At 68.3% G+C, this 14,969-nt stretch carries 13 protein-coding genes; 6 read left to right on the top strand and 7 right to left on the bottom strand.

Annotation, left to right across the window (positions count from 1 at the left end):
* Positions 1-1,147: 1,147 nt before the first annotated feature.
* From ABH936_RS12635 to ABH936_RS12625, 3 genes are all read right to left on the bottom strand, one after another.
* Entirely contained in the window at positions 1,148-1,711 is a 564-nt protein-coding gene (locus ABH936_RS12635) for a rhodanese-like domain-containing protein (protein ID WP_115296710.1), read from the bottom strand.
* 74 nt (positions 1,712-1,785) lie between these two features.
* The gene (locus ABH936_RS12630; RefSeq protein WP_404603416.1) at positions 1,786-2,574 is read right to left on the bottom strand and encodes a sulfite exporter TauE/SafE family protein; all 789 of its coding nucleotides are present in this window, start codon (positions 2,572-2,574) and stop codon (positions 1,786-1,788) included.
* 5 nt (positions 2,575-2,579) lie between these two features.
* Positions 2,580-3,947, bottom strand: a complete 1,368-nt coding sequence (locus tag ABH936_RS12625) for an MBL fold metallo-hydrolase (protein ID WP_281711363.1) — start codon at positions 3,945-3,947, stop codon at positions 2,580-2,582.
* 131 nt (positions 3,948-4,078) lie between these two features.
* Here ABH936_RS12625 and ABH936_RS12620 point away from each other — a divergent pair, with 131 nt between their 5' ends.
* The gene (locus ABH936_RS12620; protein WP_006943555.1) at positions 4,079-4,342 is read left to right on the top strand and encodes a metal-sensitive transcriptional regulator; all 264 of its coding nucleotides are present in this window, start codon (positions 4,079-4,081) and stop codon (positions 4,340-4,342) included.
* A gap of 187 nt (positions 4,343-4,529) precedes the next feature.
* On the opposite strand, the gene ABH936_RS12615 is transcribed toward ABH936_RS12620, so the two are convergent.
* Positions 4,530-5,165, bottom strand: coding sequence for an aspartate/glutamate racemase family protein (locus tag ABH936_RS12615; protein WP_404603415.1), 636 nt, complete (start codon positions 5,163-5,165; stop codon positions 4,530-4,532).
* A 348-nt stretch (positions 5,166-5,513) separates the two neighbouring features.
* Here ABH936_RS12615 and pdxY point away from each other — a divergent pair, with 348 nt between their 5' ends.
* A complete protein-coding gene (pdxY, locus tag ABH936_RS12610; RefSeq protein WP_006943528.1) occupies positions 5,514-6,362 on the top strand; it encodes a pyridoxal kinase PdxY in 849 nt (282 codons plus the stop codon).
* A 385-nt stretch (positions 6,363-6,747) separates the two neighbouring features.
* Positions 6,748-7,989, top strand: coding sequence for an ATP-binding protein (locus ABH936_RS12605; RefSeq protein WP_006943525.1), 1,242 nt, complete (start codon positions 6,748-6,750; stop codon positions 7,987-7,989).
* Between the two features lie 39 nt (positions 7,990-8,028).
* Here ABH936_RS12605 and ABH936_RS12600 read toward each other — a convergent pair whose 3' ends face one another.
* Positions 8,029-8,673 (bottom strand): TIGR03085 family metal-binding protein, encoded by a 645-nt coding sequence (locus ABH936_RS12600; RefSeq protein WP_038566472.1) that lies wholly within the window; start codon positions 8,671-8,673, stop codon positions 8,029-8,031.
* Positions 8,674-8,724: 51 nt separating this feature from the next.
* Here ABH936_RS12600 and ABH936_RS12595 point away from each other — a divergent pair, with 51 nt between their 5' ends.
* Positions 8,725-8,913: a hypothetical protein gene (locus ABH936_RS12595; RefSeq protein ID WP_131940292.1), complete on the top strand. Its 189-nt coding sequence runs from the start codon at positions 8,725-8,727 to the stop codon at positions 8,911-8,913.
* A 156-nt stretch (positions 8,914-9,069) separates the two neighbouring features.
* On the opposite strand, the gene brnQ is transcribed toward ABH936_RS12595, so the two are convergent.
* Positions 9,070-10,437 carry a branched-chain amino acid transport system II carrier protein gene (gene brnQ / locus ABH936_RS12590; protein WP_150112699.1) on the bottom strand — a complete coding sequence of 456 codons (1,368 nt, stop codon included), beginning with the start codon at positions 10,435-10,437 and terminating at the stop codon, positions 9,070-9,072.
* A gap of 215 nt (positions 10,438-10,652) precedes the next feature.
* The gene (locus tag ABH936_RS12585) at positions 10,653-12,959 is read right to left on the bottom strand and encodes an ArnT family glycosyltransferase (protein WP_404603414.1); all 2,307 of its coding nucleotides are present in this window, start codon (positions 12,957-12,959) and stop codon (positions 10,653-10,655) included.
* A 283-nt stretch (positions 12,960-13,242) separates the two neighbouring features.
* On the opposite strand from ABH936_RS12585, the gene ABH936_RS12580 reads away from it, so the two are divergent.
* Positions 13,243-13,932 carry a phosphatase PAP2 family protein gene (locus ABH936_RS12580; RefSeq protein WP_404603413.1) on the top strand — a complete coding sequence of 230 codons (690 nt, stop codon included), beginning with the start codon at positions 13,243-13,245 and terminating at the stop codon, positions 13,930-13,932.
* Positions 13,929-14,663 carry a phosphatase PAP2 family protein gene (locus ABH936_RS12575; RefSeq protein ID WP_404603412.1) on the top strand — a complete coding sequence of 245 codons (735 nt, stop codon included), beginning with the start codon at positions 13,929-13,931 and terminating at the stop codon, positions 14,661-14,663. Before ABH936_RS12580 ends, ABH936_RS12575 begins: the two co-directional genes overlap by 4 nt.
* Positions 14,664-14,969: the final 306 nt, after the last annotated feature.

Here is a 14,969-nt window from a genome sequence, read left to right as displayed (position 1 = left end):
GGATCCACCAGTACAACCACCACCGGCCCCACTCAGCCATCGGCAGAGTCGCGCCCATCACCCGGTTGGACAACCTGGCTGGTCATCACATCTAGTTGGCGCAGCGTGAGGATGTTGGTTCCAAGCGCGACGGTTAGAACGTGCCACGTGGATGGCTGTGACGCTACCAACACGTGTCGGCTACCACCGGCCGACACTGGGGTTTGGAGAACACCCCCACTCGCGGCGAGTGTGCATGCACACCACCCACCCCAGATGCACGCCACGGCACGGAGTTGATCGTGCACAAAACCTTCGTTTGAGCCACATGATTCGCTGCCTGGCCGCCACATCTAGCCGTTCGCCATGGCTGATTGCCCAGTGCGGAGCGTCGAGCAGAGTCCGTCGTTTGAGCTGCGCCAGGAACATCCGTCGCGCACAACAACAGGAAACGGGTCCGCGGTGCAGCAAGACTCGAAAACCTACTCCTACAACGGCGCCACGTACTATCGCTACTTCGCCAAGCTTCAGGTCGCGATTCCCGCACCGGTGAATGGAACCATCACCGTGCCCCCGCTGAGCTGGGTCAGTGGCTGCACCACATCCCTCTCCCACCCAGTGAGCGTGAATGGCCGTGGCACAGTCACCATCAACGGCCAGGATATCGTGCAGATCGGTGCTTTCCGCACACTGCGATGGTTGCTCGAAGTTCACGTCGCACCCATTCCTCCTTTGGAATTTCTTCTTCAATGCGACAGACCCTCACGTCGTTTCATGACGCCCCGCCCATTTCGGCGGGGATCTCGAGGACGGCTGCTACCTACTCGAGGGCGCTGATCATCACCTCGACGCTGTCCAGGTGGAGTTGTAGGCCGGGGACGACGGCTTGGGTGTCCTACCCCACCTGAGCGCCGCTTTCCAGGATCACTGCTCGCTTCTGGGGGTCGACGTCGGCCGCGGGCGACTTGATCCAGGCCACGCCTCGGGGCATCACATCAGCTTCAGGGCGGTGTGCTTCCATCAACGGTGCCGCGCCGCCCCCGACGGGGGCCACAGCAGTTGATGGGCGTGAGTGCCACTCGGCTCGGTGATGGTGACGATGGAGTGGAACAGGGTTTCCTTCATGGATGCCCCTTCGGGGTAGGTGCGACGCGGTGCGTGGCGCGTCTCATGAGAGTTGTTTGCGAACACCGGAGACGCTCGGAGTGCCCGTGCTGCGGTTGTAAGGCAGTTTCGAGAGCATGGTGCCCATGGCGCAGGTGTTCGACAGCGCGGCGAACATCAGGCCGCCGCCCACAGCACCGGACAGCCACTTCGCCTTCGGTACGACGGTGCTGGCGAGTACGCCCGTGGCCACGAGCGAACCGGCGACGAGGCGCACCTGACGCTCCAGATCCCAGCGGGCCTGGCCGAACTCGACGTCATGACCGGCGTCGCGCCAGGCCTCGAAACCGCCGACGAGGACGCTCGTGTGCGGCACCCCGACCTTGGCCAGGGCCTGTTCGGCGCGTTCGGCGCGTGGGCCCATGCGACAGATGAGAACGGCGTCGCGGTTGATGCCGGCGCCGATCGCGGTGGCGTTCTTCTCGATCAGATCGACCGGCACGTTGATCGAACCGGGGATGCGCGCCGTGCCGTACTCGGCGGGGGTGCGCACGTCGAGCAGCAGTGTATCGCCGGCCGTGACGGCGTCAGCGAGCTCGGCGGGGGTGAGGCGGTTTGCCAGGGCCATGAGAAATCTCCTTGAGTGGTGGATCGGCGGCTGCGACCAGCGGTCGCCGGGGGATCGGGGATCGGACGCGAGGGTCACAGGAGTTGGGGCAGGGCGCGCCACGCGGTGTACGCGGCGACGCACATCAAGAAGACGGCAAACCCGAGCTGCAGCATCCTCTTCGGGATGCGCTGTGCGAGCCGGCCGCCGAGCGCGGCTCCGATGACGGCGGTGGCGGCGAACGGCACCACGACATCCCATTCTAGATCCGCGCCGTCAGCAGAGTGGAACAGCAACGAGGTGGCGCTGTTGATGACGACGACGAGCAGGGACGTGCCCACCGCATACGGCATGCAGTACCCGAGGGCCAAGGTGAGGGCGGGAACGATGGCGAACCCGCCGCCGACGCCGAAGAAGCCGGTGAGCAGGCCGACGCCGGTACCAGCCAGGGCCACCTTGACCAGGGCGAAGGTGTGCCCCCCGTTCTCGTCGCGCAACGGTCTCGACACGCAGGCGGTGTTGTCGCGTTCGCGTCGTGCCCGCATGATCATCACCGTGGCGACGACGACGAGCAGCGCCGCGAACAGAGTGAGCAGTAGATTGCCGTCGACGCCGCGCGAGGCCCGGGTGCCGAGGTAGGCGCCGCCGATGCCGACGAGTCCGAAGAGCGCGCCCTGGCCCCACTGCACAGTGCCTGCGCGGTGGTGGCTCCACAGGCCGACGAGGGAGCTGATGCCGACGATGACGAGCGAACTCGTCGTCGCCTCGTGCGGGCTCTTGTCGAGCGCGTAGACGAGGACGGGCACCGTGAGGATGGCGCCCCCGCCGCCGAGCCCGCCGACGAGCAGGCCGACGACGATTCCGGCGACGACGGCGATGAGCATGACGCTCAGGCCTCGCTGCCGTCGACGATGGCCAGCGACGTCTCGCGGGCGTTGTCGAACGCGTCGTCGACGGCGACGACGTGACGCCCGGCGGCGTCGAGCACGGACGCCGCGATCGAGGCGCGGTACCCACCAGCGCAGTGCACCCACACCTCGCCGGCGGGCACCTCGCCGACGCGGGTGATGATCTCGTGCAGCGGCACGTTGATCGCACCGTCGATGTGGCCGCTCGCGTACTCGCTGTCGCGTCGCACGTCGAGGACGACGACGTCACGGTGGTGACGCACCTGCGCGAGGTCGGCGAACGTGGCGCGCTCGAACGAACCGAGTTCACCACTCGTCCAGTCCTGCGGTGTGCCGGTGGCGGCGGCCTGGGGGCGTTCGATGCCGATGCGCACGAGCTCACGCTGCGCCTCAGCGACCTGCTCGCGGCTGTCGCCCAGGAGGGTCAGTGGCGTGCCCCACGGGATGAGCCACCCGAGGTAGGTGGCGAACTGGCCGTCGATGCCGAAGTTGAGGGCCTGCTTGACGTGGCCCTTCGCGTACGCCTGCCGGTTGCGCAGGTCGACGACCCATTCGCCGGCCTCGAGTGCGGCGCGGATGGCATCGGCGTCAGCCGTGGCGGGCTCGCTGAGGTCGGGGGCCGTGGCGGGCGCGTCGAGGTTGGCCGGGCCCATGTGGGCGTAGTAGGCGGGCCATGCCTCGAGCCCGGCGAGAATCTGCTCGACCCAGGTCTGCTCGTCCTCCATCAAAGCGGGGTTGGTGCGCTTCTCCGCCCCGATGGTCGAGGAGTCGGCGTCCGACTGGGTCGCCGAGCAGAAGCTGCCGAATCCGTGGGTGGGCAGAACGGCGGCGTCGTCGGGCACCTCATCGGCGATGCGGTGCGCCGAGGCGTACTGGTGGTGCACCAGAGCGTCGGTGTGCTCGGGGCCGAGCAGGTCGGGGCGGCCCGTCGAGCCGAACAGCAGGGAGCCGCCGGAGAAGATGCCCACCCGCTCGTCGTGCGAATCGAGCGCGTACGACAGGTGCGTGAACGTGTGTCCGGGGGTCGCCATGACGGTGACCGCCAGCGCGGGCGAGACCGTGATGACGTCACCGTCGTCCACTCCGACGCGTTCGAAACGCACCGGGTCGGCCACGTTGACGTGGTACGCGGCGCCCGTCGCGTCGGCCAGCGCGCGGCCGCCGGTGACGTAGTCGTTGTGAATGTGCGTCTCGAACACATGAGTGATCCGCACCCCTTCACGCTCGGCGAGATCGATGACGCGGTCGATGTCACGCTGCGGGTCGACGACGAGAGCGACCTCACCGTCGTGGGCCAGGTAGGAACGATCGCCGAGTGTCTTCGTGTCGATGGGGATGATCGTGGCCATGGCGTTCTCCTCGTGCGTACTGGGCTGAAAACATACCCCCGGGGGTATCTGTTCGCCACCATACTCGCATACCCCCGGGGGTATCAAGTAGGGTGGGGGCTTCATCGCAAATCGAGTGGAAAGGCATCGGTGTGGAACTCTCTGCCGACGACATGGCTCCGGTGGTCAACCGGCTCAAGCGCGCCCAGGGTCAGCTGGGGGGTGTCATCCGCCTCATCGAAGAGGGCGGCGATTGCCAGAGCGTCGTCACCCAGCTCGCGGCGACGAGTCGCGCTCTCGATCGCGCCGGTTTCGCGATCCTCTCCTCGGGCCTGCAGCAATGCCTGGCGACGAAGGGCAGCGTCGAGGGCGAGGACGCGAAGACGTTGGAGAAGCTGTTCCTGACACTGTCCTGAAGCGCCTACCGCTAGGCGTAGCTCAAACGAAGGGTTCTGCACCACCGAGGCAGCTCGGTAGCTCAACCCACCGTTTCTGCTACAGCAGCGGTCAGGTGCCAGCCCGAGATGTTGAGGTGTAGCTCAACGAATCTGTGAGCACGACCATCCGGCTCACAAATCCGACGCTGGCGGTCCCCGCTACGAGCTACTGCCGGGCAGCGAGGTACTCCACTGCGGGACGTGGTGAGCTGAAGACAGGGGTGGGCAGGTCGGTGAGCAACGCTTCCGCCGGGGCCATGCTGGCTTGAGCCAAGATGACGACATCTGCGGTCGGCGCCGCGGCCCGGGCGGTTCGTGCGACGCATTCGACGTATCCCGCCTGGTCCCCGGCTTCGAACATGTCCCAGGCGCCCTTCGCCACGATCGGCGTGGTCTCAACTTCGTGATCTGCCGCGCTGGCTTCTTCTTCAAGCAGCGCCAGCGTGGGCGCGAGAGTGGAGTCAAGGGCTGCGATGACGGCGATTCTGCGCCCGGCCTGTAAGGCGCGGGCAGCCATGGGCCGGTCCACTCTGAAGACCGGCACTCCAGGTTCGCTCTGCTCAGCAACGCTCCCAAGGGTTGAGCACGTGCAACAGATCAGCTCTACGCCCCGATCTTTCAGGCTGCGCAGCTGAGCCTCGACGCGGTCAGCGACCGACTGTGGACCATTCGCGCGGGCATCAGTGAGAAGGGACTCGTCGACCACGTGCACGGGGTGCGCTTCGGGGGCGACCTCGCTCAGAAGGTTGTCGAAAGTCAGAACGTGGACTGGCGACGTGTGCAAGAAGCCGATGCGCGACATGTGTGCATTCTTCATCGCGTGGCGCACATCGGACTTGGCGATCTCAGCACCCACGGAGGGGCGGTGGCTGAAACGAAGGATTCTGCACCACCGAGGCGAGCAGACGTCCTGCGGCTGCATGGTAATCGTGAACCATCTCATCGTCCTTGAAAGCTCAGACACCAGGGCGGATGGTCACAATGTGCATGCTCTGCAGGTCGTCCAAGCGCACCCAGCTTCGCGGTGCACCTCCCTGCGTCACGATGAGGTGAGAAGGAGTCCCACATCTGCGATTTTCGTCCGCATTCGTCCCGCGGCAAGCACGGTGCGGCGACTCGGTGCTGACGGCGGCGTCGCTACTCTGTCGGGGTGAACATCCTCTCCATCCAGTCGTCGGTGGCCTATGGCCACGCCGGTAACTCGTCGGCCGTGTTTCCGCTGCAGCGCCTCGGGCACGAGGTGTGGCCCGTGTTCACCGTGCACTTCTCCAACCACACGGGCTACGGCGAGTGGCGCGGGCCGGTCTTCGATCCGGAGACGGTGCGCGACGTCATCACCGGCATCGAGGAGCGCGGCGTGCTGCCGCGCTGTGACGCCGTCCTGTCCGGCTACCAGGGCGCCCCGACGATGGGGGAGGTCATCGTCGACGCCGTCGCGCGCGTCAAGGCCGCCAACCCCGACGCGCTGTACTGCGCCGACCCCGTCATGGGCGACGTCGGCCGCGGTTTTTACGTGCGCGAGGGCATTCCGGAATTCATGCGGGACGTCGTCGTGCCCGCCGCGGACGTGCTGACGCCCAACCAGTTCGAGTTGGAGTTCCTCGTCGGGCGCACCGTCTCGACGGTGACCGACCTGCTCGACGCCGCCGACGCCCTGCGCGCTCGCGGCCCGAAGGTCGTGCTCGTCACCTCGGTGCAGACGGACGAGACGCCCGCCGACTCGGTGCAGATGGCCGTCGTCAGTGACGAGGGGGCGTGGATCGTCACGACCCCGCTGCTACCCATGTACGTCGCCGGTTCGGGTGACGCGACAGCCGCGATCTTCGTGGCGCGCCTCATGACGTCGAGCCCCGCCGAGGCGCTCGCCGCGACGGCGTCGTCGATCTTCGCGGTGATGGAGCGCACTCACGACGCCGGTTCGCGCGAGATCCTGCTCGTCGACGCCCAGGAGGCCATCGCCTCGCCGCCGATGCAGTTCGCGGTGACGCAGCTGCGCTGAGGCCCCCTGGCCGCCCGAACGACACGGAGTGCCCGTCTTCACGAAGGAGGCGGGCACTCGTGCGTGAGGTGGACGCTCAGCCGCCGAGGAAGGCAATGAGCTTGATGATCTCCTCGGCCAGGCTCAGGCCGGACTTGATGAGTTTTTTTCGTTGCTGGTCCCGCCTATGTCTTGCATGATTCTCCCCCAGGTTCGTCAAGGGGTGGGGCGCCGGACCTCTGTGTCCCGGATGACTTCGACACTGCCGGACGATGGTGCGCCTCTGCGGTCTCAACCTTGTGACATGAATCGCATGTCGCTCGGCAGAACCTGGTGAAACGTTGGGGGACTGTGCCGCGGCGTGTCCATCTGCCGTGAACGGTAGAAAGCCCAATACCGTGGGCGCATGGATCCGATCCGCAATCCGTACGCGCCCGGTGCCGGCCAGCGTCCGCCCGAGCTCGCCGGGCGCGACGAACAGATCAGCACGTTCGACGTCGTCGTCGCCCGCATCGCGAAGGGCCGACCCGAACGTTCGATCGTCCTCATCGGCCTGCGCGGCGTCGGCAAGACGGTGCTGCTCAACACCCTCCGGTCGGGCGCAGTGCGCGCGCACTGGGGCACCGGCAAGTTCGAAGCACGCCCCGATCAGCGCCTGCGCCGACCTCTGGCGTCAGCGCTGCACACGGCCGTGCGCGAACTTGGCCACCCGCAGGACGACGACGTCGACCACGTCCTCGGCGTCATCAAGAGCTTCGCGCAGCGCGACGTCGACCCCAAGGCCAAGCTGCGTGATCGCTGGAACCCGGGCATCGACGCCCCCGCCGTTCCAGGCCGTGCGGATTCGGGTGACATCGAGATCGACCTCGTCGAGTTGCTGACGGACGTCGGCGGCCTCGCGGCGGACGTCGGCAAGGGCGTCGCCATCTTCATCGACGAGATGCAGGATCTCGACCCCGAGGACGTGTCGGCGCTGTGCGCGGCGTGCCACGAGATGTCGCAGAGTTCGCTGCCCGTCATCGTCGTCGGTGCCGGCCTGCCGCATCTTCCGGCGGTGCTGTCGGCGCAGAAGTCGTATTCGGAGCGGCTGTTCCGATACGCGCGCATCGATCGTCTGCCTAGGGATGCCGCGTTCAAGGCGCTGCAAGGCCCCGCGCAGGACGAGGACGCCGAGTTCACCGACGACGCCCTCGAGGCGATGTACGCCGCGACGGGCGGTTACCCCTACTTCATCCAGGCGTACGGCGCGACGGTGTGGGATCTCGCGCCCGGCTCGCCGATCACCGCGGAGGACGTGGCGGTTGCCGTCCCCGAGGCCGAGGCCGAGCTCGGTGTCGGGTTCTTCGGCTCACGCTACGAGCGCGCGACGCCCGGTGAGCGCGAGTACCTGCGAGCGATGGCGGACGCCGCGCAGCGTGTCGCCGACGCCGCAGCCGCCGACGAGTCGGGGGAGACGCCGGGGCTCGACGACATCGAATCGGTGCCGACGTCTCTCGTCGCCGAGGTGCTCGGACGTAAGCCCCAATCACTTTCTCCCGCGAGGGATTCACTCATGAAGAAGGGGCTCGTGTACTCCGGCGAACGCGGACGGATCGCCTTCACCGTGCCGCACTTCGGCCGCTACCTGCGTACCGTGACGGCGGACTGAGCGGCGCGCGGGCGGCTGCGACGTCGCCCGCGCCGCACGTCACATCCCGAGCTTGGTCTTCGAGAACGCCGCGACGGCCGCATCAGGGCCTTCGACGCTGACGCCCGAGCGCTCGCAGCGACCGCTGAGGTGCATCATGAGGTCGACGGGCGAGCCGGCGAGCACCACGGCGCCCGCGTCGGTCGGTTTCTTCAGTTCGACGTCGCCGCGCTGCGGGGCGCGCAGCGTCACGCCGACGGGCGAGGAGCGCACGAGCAGCTTGCCCATCGTGGTCAGCGATGACCACACGGCGTCCTCGGTGCCCTCGGGCAGCGGCGGCATCGTCGCCTGCACGTCGGTGGGCTGTGCGCGCCGGACATCTTCGGCGTGCGTCGCGTACTCGACGAGGTTGACGCGCTCATTGATGGCCGGCACCTGCATCGGACTCAATTTGCCCGGCCCGCTGCGCACCTCGTCGACGAGGGTTGCGTAGGGCTTCTTCGAGCGCGCGTCCTGCACCTTCTCGGTGTGACCGGCGAAGGCGGGGATGAAGATACCGGGCATCGCGTCCGGGCGGCGATCACGGATGACGAGGTGGGCGGCGAGGTCGCGCGCGGTCCATCCCTCGCACAGGGTCGGCGCGTCGGGGCTGACGGCGGCGAGCAGGTCGGCGACGTGGTGGCGCAGGGCGGGAGCAAGAGTCATGCGTCCACCCTTCCACGGATGAGCATCCCCCGGCAGCACCCATCGGAAGGGGTGAGTGACGTTCGTGTACGCGCGGTGGCGCGCGCCACCCACTCTGGGCGGGTGACGACGGCGAAGATCTGGGCGGGAATAGCCATCCACGCCACCATGCTGCTCGGCGAGCTGATCCTGCTGTACGTCTTCGCGACGTCGGCCGTCAACGTCACTTCGACGCGCACGTCCTCGTGCACTCGGCGCTGAGCTTCTTCTACAACGCGATCGTGCTGGCGGTCGGCCTTCGGATCATCACGGTCGGCTGACGGCGTTTCACGTGAAACATCGACGCTGACGGCGGTGCGCCCCGAGCCGGCGGCGCGGCGGTTGACGTCGCATGTCATGCGTCGTATGGCGTCAGCGTCAGCCCTCGTGCCGCACCCGGCTGACGATCGCGCCACCGACGAGTCCGAGCAGGCCGGGGACGACCCAGCCGAAGCCGTTCTCGAACCATGGCAGGACGGTGCGCGCGCCGTCGACGAGAGCGTCGCGGCCCGCCGGTGCTGACGGCAGCGCGGCGAGCAGGTCGAAGAGCGCCGCGACGCCGACGCACGCGACGACACCGACGAGGATGCTGCGTCGGCCCTTCAGCCACGGCGACGCGAGGCCGAGCAGGATGAGCGCGATCGCGAGCGGGTAGAGGAACATGAGCAGCGGCGTCGACCAGGAGATGATTGCGCTGAGGCCGATGTTCGACACTGCGAACGAGGCGCCCGTGAACGTCAGTGCCCACGCGCGGTACCCGAGGCGGGGGAACATCTCGGCAAACATCTCCGCGCAGGCCGTGACGAGGCCGATCGAGGTCTTGAGGCACGCGACGAGCACGATCGCGGCGATGAGCACCTGCCCGAACGAGCCGAAGAAGTGTCGGGAGATGCCGGCCAGCGCGGTGCCGCCGTTGTCGGCGGTGATGACGCCGATCGACGTCGCACCCATCCATGCGAGCGAGGCGTAGATGGCCGCCATTCCGAGGACGCTGACGATGCCGCTCTTCGCGGTCTCGACGGCGATGCGTCGCGGGCTCGTGATGCCGAGGCGGCGTACCGCGTCGATGATGACGATGCTGAACGCGAGGGAGGCGAGGGCGTCCATCGTGTTGTAGCCGTCGAGGAAGCCGCGGGTGACGGGGCCGTCCGCGTACGGGCCCTTGGGGGCGGCGGTGACGTCGTGCGTCATCGGTTTCACGAAGGCGGCGACGATGAGCGCGCCGAGCAGCACGAGGAATCCGGGGGTGAGGTAACGCCCGACCCAGTCGATCAGCTTGCCGGGACGCAGCGCCGCGGCCGCGGTGAGGGCGAAGAAGATCGCGGTGAATGCGAGCAGCGCCCATGTCTGTGCGCCGGCGGGCACCGATTCGGCGAGGCCGATCTCGTACGAGACGGACGCGGTGCGCGGGATCGCGAATGCCGGCCCGATCGTCAGGTACAGCAGGCACGTGAAGACGACGGCGAAGCGTGGGTCGACGCGCGCCGCGAGTTCGCGGACGTTGCGCGTGCCCGACAGGGCGGAGGCGGTGACGCCGAGGACGGGCAGGCCCGTCGCGGTGATGAGGAACCCGATCGTCGCGAGCGTGGTGTGCGAGCCGGCTTCGCGACCCATCTGCACGGGGAAGATGAGGTTGCCGGCGCCGAAGAACAACCCGAACAGCATCGTCCCGACGAGCAGTGTCTGTGCCGGACGCAACCGCGACGGCGTGGACGAGGAAGCGGTCGGTGCGGCAGCAGAACTCACGCCGGTCAGTATGACAAGGACGGCGGGCCGAGCGGGCAGGGCGCCACCGCGTCCCGGGCCAAGGCCAGGAGCTGGCCTTGCCCAGCTCGGCACCACGAATGTGAGCGCCCTGGCCGAAAACGAGCTTCATGTCGCTCATGTTCGACCAGGACGACGCTCACATTCGAGAGACGGTCACCCGGCGGCTTCGGGATCGCGCAGCCGCCGGGCCGGCGTCAGCTCGTCGCCTTCGTCAGGTCGTAGACGGTGACGCCACCGACCGTCGTGGCCTTGTAGTGCGCCTTGACCCAGGCGGTGATCTGCGCGCCCGAGCCGGAGTTGCCACCCGGGCCGCCGCCCATGCCACCGCCGGCGATGAAGTACGTGATGTCGCCGTTCTTCACGTACTGCTGGAACTGCGCGAGCGTGACGTTGTCGTCACTGCCGCTCCAGCCGCCGATCGACATGACGGCCGTGTCGCTGCTCAGGATGTACCCGGCTGCACTCTGATCGCCGATGACGGCCGCGGACCACTTCGAGTTCGTCGCGTCGAGCAACTTCACCAACGCCGCGTTGGACGTCGAACCGCCCTGCGCGCCGGCGGAACCCACGGAACGCTGCGTACCCGTCGTCGAACCCGATGCCCCGGCCTCGCTCGACGAGCCGGACGAGGCCGCCGAACCGCCACTCGACGCCGCGCCGGAAGCTGAGCCCGAGCTGCCACTCGACGGAGCTGCACCCGAAGGAGCCGTACCCGACGGCTTGGTGCCCGACGGAGCCTGACCCGCCGCACCCGACGAGCCGGTCGTCCCAGAACCAGCCGGGCCAGCAGAACCCGTCGAACCACCAGGCGCACCCTGGGCGCCGCCGGGAGCCGAGCCCATCGACCCCATGCCGCCGCGTGCTCCGGCAAGGGCAGGGCCAGCAGTCGGCATCGAGCCGTTGTGGCCGCTCGCCATCGTCGCGAACGTGTACGCCGACGTCCCACCGAGGCCGCCGAGCACCCCGACGACGAGGCCGGTGACGGCGACGCGGCGCGCACGCGCACCCCATGCCGGCGCGGCGACGAACGTCATCGCCCCGAGCACCGCAGCGATCGCGCAGACCCACTTGAGCCACGGCATCCAGCCGGACGCGGGCGTCGTCAGCACCCGGAAGCTCCAGACACCGCTGACGCAGATCGCCGCGCCGAGCACGACGCGCCACAGCAGCGACGAGCGTCGCGCGAAGACCTCACGACCACCGACGGCGATGCACGCGGCGACGGCCGGCGCGAGCGCCACGGCGTAATAGGAGTGCACGGTGCCCTTCATGAACGACAGGCACAGCATCGTCACGACGAGCCAGCCGCCCCACAACACGAGTGACGCGCGCACGAGATCGGTGCGCGGTGCACGACGACGAGCGATGAGGCCTGCCACGAGCAGCACGAGGGACGCGGGCAGCAACCACGAGATCTCGCCGGCGAACTGGCTGTTGAACATGCGGAACAGCCCTGCGGTGCCACCGAATCCACCACCGCCGGCGCCGGCGCCGCCACCGCCCCCGGCGTTGCCGTCGCCGCCGAGGATGCGGCCGAGGCCGTTGTAGCCGAGCGCGAGTTCCCATTCGGAGTTGTTCGTCGAGCCGCCGATGTAGGGGCGGGCGCCGGCCGGCCAGGCCGCGACGAGCGCCACGAACCATCCGGCGCCGACGATGACGCTGACGAGCGCCGCCGCGAGGTGCTTGATGCGCGTGCCCAGCGAGAAGCGTGCCGCCACGAGGTAGGCGAGACCGAGGCCGGGCAGGACGAGCAGGCCCTGCAGCATCTTCGTCAGGAACGCGAAGCCGATGAGCAGTCCCGCGCCGACCATCCACCGCAGTGCGGTAGCCGAGGCGGAGCGAACCCGCCCGCGCCGCGTCGTCGTCGGCTCGTCACGTCCGCTCACCTCGATGGCGCGCACGACGCAGTACGCGGCGGCCGTCATGAGCAGGACGAGCATCGCGTCGGGGTTGTCGAAGCGGAACATGAGCGCCGCGACGGGCGTCATCGTCACGATCAACCCGGCGAGCAGGCCCGCCGCGTGCCCCGACCAGCGGCGCACCGCGCCGTACGTCAGGCCGACGGTGCCGACGCCCATGAGCGCCTGCGGCAGCAGCAGCGAGAACGACGAGAAGCCGAAGATCCGCGCGGACAGCCCCATGACCCACAAGGAGGCCGGGGGCTTGTCGACGGTGATCGCGTTGCTCGAGTCGAGCGAACCGAACAGCCACGCCTTCCAGTCCTTCGACGCCGATTTCGCTGCGGCAGCGTAGAACTCGTTCGCGTAGCCGGAGTTCGTCAGGTTCCAGCCGTACACGACGACGGCCAGCGTCAGCAGCGCGAACAGCGCCGGTCGCGCCCAGTTCGGGTCGTCATCGGCGCCGCGCACGAGGCGCCGCAGCCGGTCCTGACGCCGTGGGGGTGCCGCCGCGGAGTGCGGGGTGGCACCCCCCGGCAGCTCGCGGGCCCGACGGCCGTCGCGGCGCGATCGCAGCAGGCGCGTCGGTGTGGTGGTGGTCATCGCGGATCCCTCCGTCGCAGTCTCGGCGCCGATGCGCCCGGTGATGACGACGACTCTCGCGGCCGGCGCTTTGCTGCCCGCGTGGCGCCCCTGTGCGCCGTCTGTGAGCGGTTCGCCATCACGCCCCCGCTCGACCTGCGCGGCCCCGCTTGATCCATCGGGCGACGTCCCACCCCGCCACCCCTGAGATCGGCCCAAGAGCGCTGATCGTGTTGCGACCGAACGAAGTACGGTATGAGGCATGTCTGCCGCAGCGCCGAGAGGGCCGAGATCGCGGGGTTCGGTGAGGTTCAGAAGCCTCGCGCGGGCGGTGGGGCCGCGGCTGCTGCGCGGTGTCGTCGTAGCGGCCGTCCTGTGCTTGCCCGTCGCGGTGCTCGCGCTGCTCGTCACGCGCCACTTCGCTCCGATCGTCGACCTCGACGAGCGAGTCGTCGTCGCGGCCACCGACGTCACGCGCGCACACCCCGGGTTCGAGGACGCATTGATCGGGTGGCAGTCCGCGTTCCACCCGACGATGGTCTACCTCTACGCGATTCCCGTCGCCGTCTGGACGTGGCTGCGCGGCTTCCGGGCCCGCACGATCTGGGGCGTCGTGACGATGCTCGTCGGCTGGAACCTCGGCCTGCAGGTCAAGCTCGTCGTCGAGCGGGCGCGCCCCGTCATCGCCGACCCCGTCAGCCATGCGCCGGGCTACAGCTTTCCCAGCGGCCACGCGTTCAACGTCGCGATGATGGTGACGACGTGCCTCATCATGGCGTGGCCGCTCGTGCGGCGCTGGCCCCCGCTCACCCGCGCCGCAGCGGTGGCGGTGGGGGTGCTCGTCGTCGTCCTGACGATGCTCGATCGCATCTTCCTCGGCGTCCACTTCCCGAGCGACGTGACGGCGGGCGTCCTGCTCGCGCTGGGCCTGTCGTCCGCGTCGTATCTCGGTTTCAGCCATCGGCCGAAGGGCCACCTCGAGGAGGATTCGTGACCACCGCTCACCCCGGCCATCACGACGGTGGGCGCGAGGCGTCAGCCCGCCCGACGCCCAAGGAGGTGCTCGTCTCCATCCTGAAGCGCGCTGTCCTGCCGGCTCTCGTGGCGTTCGGGGTGCTCGTCGCCATCGGCAAGATCATCATGAACGTGTTCGACGAGATCCCGGCCGAGGACACGCTCTCGCGGGATGTCGCCGGGTGGCGCACCGCCTCGCTCAACCCGATCTCCAAGACCGTCTCGACGATCAACGACACGTGGTTCACGATCGGCGGGTCGGTCGTCGTCGCGCTCGTCATCCTCGTGCTGACGCGCAAGTGGTGGCTCGCCATCCTGCCGGTCCTCGCGATCAGCCTCGAGGCGAGTGTCTTCGTGCCGGTGACGAAGATCGTCAACCGTCCGCGCCCCGAGGCCGAGCGCCTCGACCCGCACGCGCCGCCGACGTCCAGCTTTCCGAGCGGGCACACCGCGGCGTCGTTCGCGTTGTTCTGGAGCATCATGCTGCTCGCACAGCGCATCCCGAACGTGCTCGCGCGCCGCATCGTCCAGGTCGTCTGCTTCGTCTTCCCGTTCTGCGTCGGCTTCGCGCGCCTGTACCGCGGCATGCACCACCTCAGCGATGTCATCATCGGCGCGCTGCTCGGCATGCTGTGCGCCGGTATCTCCTACGCGGCGATCCGCGCGGCGGAACGTCAAGCCACCGAGCGAGCGGACGGGGTTCGCGGCTGAGCCACCGCCCGGCGGGTTCGAGCCGGGAAAGCCCTCCTCAGGTCAAGAACGCAGGCAGAAAGCCTGCGTTCTTGTCATGTCCAGAGCTTGTCAACAAATGTCACATCCAGGTTGCGAATGCCCAGGTGTGGCGGAGGTGCACAAGCAAACCCCGGTTTTCTCGCATATCGCTGCCTCTCCCTGTCGGTGAACTGAGAAAAAATTGTGCGTCAACTCTCCATTCGACCCCTCGCGTGGGCTATACATGACTTGACTCACAGTCCTTGGGCTGACGAGTCACCCCACCCCCCCACCGCCGGAGCCCCA

Source organism: Dermacoccus sp. GAS27A, assembly GCF_044909235.1.
Classification (GTDB): domain Bacteria; phylum Actinomycetota; class Actinomycetes; order Actinomycetales; family Dermatophilaceae; genus Dermacoccus; species Dermacoccus nishinomiyaensis.
Note: the sequence above shows the minus strand (reverse complement) of the source record. Positions and strands in the feature narration are given on the sequence as shown.